We start from the raw sequence: 3326 nt of genomic DNA on the forward strand, positions 1-3326 counted from the left end.
AATTGGTGGCGGTGTTTGAGTTATTGATCCGCCGTTTGCATCCCGGCCCGTGTCGATCTGCCCAGTGCATGAGCAAAAAACCGTCCGGCCTCGGAGATCAGGTTGCGGTGAATATCCTCGCGATCCACCCCGTCGGCATCGGTGCACAATGCCGGCATGGCGCGGATCTGCTCTTCGGTGCACGGCGCCATGAACACGAAGTGCCCTGCTCCGGCGAGCAGTTTGAAGTCCGGCGCGGTGGGCAGTTTGCGCGCCAAAGCCGCAGCGTTTTTATCGAAGGCCACCAGTTTGTCGCCGTCGCCGCTGTAGAGCAGCACCGGTACGTGCACATCGGCGAGGGTGTGGCGGCCGAACTTCAGGCTCAGCGGCGCCATGAGCAATAAGGCGTGAACCCGTGGATCGGCCACTGGCTGCAAGTCATCGCGATCAACAATCAGCTCGCCCTGGGTGTTGCAGGCGTCGTGATCGTCCGGACGTTCCTGGCAATAGCGGCGCAGACGATCCAGATCCGGTTGCGCCCCGGAAAGAATCAATGCGGTCTCGCCCCCGGCCGAATAACCGATCACACCGACCTGGTCAGCATTGACGAACGGCGCCAGCATGTTGTCGGCGAGGGTCGCGGTGATCGCTTGGGAAATCTGGATTGGCCGGCCGTAGAGATTGCTCAACGTGCCAAGTCGGCTGTGGTCGCGCCAGTTGTCGCCGGGATGAATCACCGCAACCACGACAAACCCCTTGCGCGCCAGCGACGTCGCCAGATCATGCAAGGCCAGCGGCGTGCCGGTATTGCCGTGGGAGAGCATCAACATGGGAAAGCGGCCGATCGCGACTTTGGTGTCTTCTCCAGCCTCGACCGAATAGCCCTCAAGCAAGCTCATGTGCTCGCGGTCACTGGACGGGTAAAAAGCGATGGCGCGCATCGGTTGCAGATCGAGCGGGTCGAGAAAGGTCATCTCGTGATAACCGACGCTCCAGACAGGGTGGCGCCCCGGTGCGGCCTGCACTGAATTCAGGCTGGCCAGCAGGCAAATCAGCAACAGTGCACAAAGATGCCTCATGAATGCCCTACCCTGTCGGACCACATCGTCGGATGTGCTGAAACTGCATAACCCGGGCCAGATTATGTAACAGCCAGAAACAAAAAACTCCGTATTCGGCCCTTGCGGAACCAGAATACAGAGTTTTTGGGGGATTACCTGAACATCAGCTGTTCTTTACGCAAGCCTTACGCCGCGGCGAACAGTTGCTCGCTGATCTTCGCTTGCGCAGCGCTCATGGCGTTGTTGCGCACTTCTTCGCCATAGGCCAGACCTTCAGCGCGGACGATTTCGATATCGGTGATTCCGAGGAAGCCCAGTACCAGCTTCAGATATTCTTCATGAGCGATGCCGCTGGCCTGACCGGCATGAATGCCACCGGAAGTCGACACGATCACCACTTTCTTGCCACCGCACAGGCCTTCAGGGCCGGCTTCGGTGTAGCGGAACGTCTGGCCGGCGACGGCAACGCGGTCGATCCACGCTTTCAGTTGGGTTGGAACGGTGAAGTTGTACATCGGCGCGGCAATCACCACGGCGTCGGCAGCGATGAATTCGGCCAGGGTCGAAGCGCTCAGCTCGGCTTCGTGCTGTTGCGCAGCGTCGCGCAGTTCGGCGGTGGTGCCGGCAGCAACCAGTGTGGTCGACGAGAAGTGGCTGATCGCGTCGGCCGCCAGGTCGCGGTAGGTGACTACGGCGCTCGGCTCGGCAGCTTGCCAGGCGTCGACGACTTGACGGCTCAACTGACGGGAAGCCGAGTTGTCGCCGAGAATGCTCGAATCGATGTGCAACAGTTTCATGTGGGTTCTCCTGAAAGAATCGCCGGCGGCGACGGAATGGAGACAATCCTACGCAACAAACCAATAGCTGATTAGTCGCCGACAATGCGATAGTTCGTCCCATTGATAGAACGACTGGAAACACGTATGCAGGACCTTAACGATCTCTACTATTTCGCCAAAGTGGTCGAAGCCGGCGGATTCGCCGCCGCCGGGCGCCTGCTCGGTATTCCCAAGTCACGGCTTTCAAGAAGGATCGCCGAACTGGAGGAACGACTCGGCGCACGTCTGCTGCAACGCACCACCCGCCAACTCAATCTCACTGCCGTCGGTGAACGCTATTTGCGCCACTGTCAGGCGATGTTGCTGGAAGCGGAGATGGCTGACGAAGCGGTGGCGAGCATGTCCAGCGAACCGCGCGGGCGCTTGCGGGTGTCATGCCCGACCGGTCTGGCCCATGAAATGCTGCCGACGGTGATCAGTGACTTTCTCGGCAAGTTTCCGCAGGTGCAGCTGGAGGTCGTACTGCTCAACCGCCGGGTCGATCTGGTCACCGAAGGCATCGATGTCGCTTTGCGCGTGCGCGATCACGGCGATGAAGACCCGTTGCTGGTCACGCGGCGCTTGCGTCAGGCCCAAGCGGTGGTGATCGCCAGCCCGGCGTTCATGCAAGGCAAGACCATCAATCATCCGCAGGACCTGAAAACCCTGCCGGTACTGGGCGCGCTGGAAGCCGATCGCATGGTTCATGTGCGTCTGCTCGATCAACAAGGCAAGAGCGTCGATCTGAGTATGGAAGCGCGGCTGGGCATTGATGATTTCGTGGTGCGCAAGGCCTGCGTCCTGGCCGGTCAGGGTTTTACCGTGCTGCCGATGATGTTCTGCGAAACTGAATTGCGTAACGGCACACTGGTGCAAGTGCTGCCGCAATGGTCATTGCCTGGCGGCTGGCTGCAAGCGGTGTATCCGCATCGGCGCGGGGTAATGCCGGCGGTGCGCACATGGATCGATCACCTGGTCGAATCGTTCAATGCCTGCGGGGACAGATTTCTATGAAACAGGGAAGAATGAGCGAAGCCGAGGTTGCCGAGTTTTGTCTTGCCCTGCCCGGCGCGCGGGAAGATTACAAATGGGGCGGCGTGCGGGTGTTCTCGATTGCCGGCAACAAGATGTTTGCCTTGCAGGGATTACGTGGTGATTCGCTGGCGTTCAAGGTCGACAAGGATCTGTTTCTCGGCCACTGCGACCGCCCGGGGATTCATCCAGCGCCGTATCTGGCACGGGCGCAGTGGATCATCATGCACCCGCCCTACCCACTGGGTGCCGAGGAGTTGCGGGCTTTGTTGCAGCGATCCCATCAACTGGTAGTGAGCAAGTTGCCCAAGAAGACTCAAATCGGCCTGTTGCTGTAAACCCGGTCCCGTGTAGGAGCTGCCGAAGGCTGCGATCTTTTGATTGTGCGTTGATCGTTCCCACGCTCTGCGTGGGAATGCAGCCGGGGACGCTCTGC

At 60.0% G+C, this 3326-nt stretch carries 4 protein-coding genes; 2 read left to right on the forward strand and 2 right to left on the reverse strand.

The annotated features are described in order from the left end of the window. Positions 1 to 20: 20 nt before the first annotated feature. Together F8N49_RS26630 and F8N49_RS26635 are read right to left on the reverse strand one after the other, a co-directional pair. Positions 21 to 1058: a dienelactone hydrolase gene (locus F8N49_RS26630; RefSeq protein ID WP_071172407.1), complete on the reverse strand. Its 1038-nt coding sequence runs from the start codon at positions 1056 to 1058 to the stop codon at positions 21 to 23. Positions 1059 to 1225: 167 nt separating this feature from the next. Continuing rightward, complete coding sequence (locus F8N49_RS26635; RefSeq protein ID WP_016774691.1) at positions 1226 to 1837, reverse strand: FMN-dependent NADH-azoreductase; 612 nt, start codon at positions 1835 to 1837, stop codon at positions 1226 to 1228. 126 nt (positions 1838 to 1963) lie between these two features. Between F8N49_RS26635 and F8N49_RS26640 the strand changes: the two genes are divergently transcribed. Both F8N49_RS26640 and F8N49_RS26645 read left to right on the forward strand, forming a co-directional pair. Beyond that, positions 1964 to 2872 carry a LysR substrate-binding domain-containing protein gene (locus F8N49_RS26640; RefSeq protein WP_151553228.1) on the forward strand — a complete coding sequence of 303 codons (909 nt, stop codon included), beginning with the start codon at positions 1964 to 1966 and terminating at the stop codon, positions 2870 to 2872. Further along, a complete protein-coding gene (locus F8N49_RS26645) occupies positions 2869 to 3228 on the forward strand; it encodes an MmcQ/YjbR family DNA-binding protein (RefSeq protein ID WP_122601751.1) in 360 nt (119 codons plus the stop codon). Before F8N49_RS26640 ends, F8N49_RS26645 begins: the two co-directional genes overlap by 4 nt. Positions 3229 to 3326 lie beyond the last annotated feature (98 nt).

Source organism: Pseudomonas sp. GXM4 (assembly GCF_008923895.1).
GTDB classification, from domain to species: Bacteria; Pseudomonadota; Gammaproteobacteria; order Pseudomonadales; family Pseudomonadaceae; genus Aquipseudomonas; species Aquipseudomonas atacamensis.

What these genes read in the sequence shown, in the direction of transcription:
- F8N49_RS26630 (WP_071172407.1), bottom strand. Translation starts at nt 1,058, where the DNA reads ATGAGGCATCTTTGTGCACTGTTGCTGATTTGCCTGCTGGCCAGCCTG.
- F8N49_RS26635 (WP_016774691.1), bottom strand. Translation starts at nt 1,837, where the DNA reads ATGAAACTGTTGCACATCGATTCGAGCATTCTCGGCGACAACTCGGCT.
- F8N49_RS26640 (WP_151553228.1), top strand. Translation starts at nt 1,964, where the DNA reads ATGCAGGACCTTAACGATCTCTACTATTTCGCCAAAGTGGTCGAAGCC.
- F8N49_RS26645 (WP_122601751.1), top strand. Translation starts at nt 2,869, where the DNA reads ATGAAACAGGGAAGAATGAGCGAAGCCGAGGTTGCCGAGTTTTGTCTT.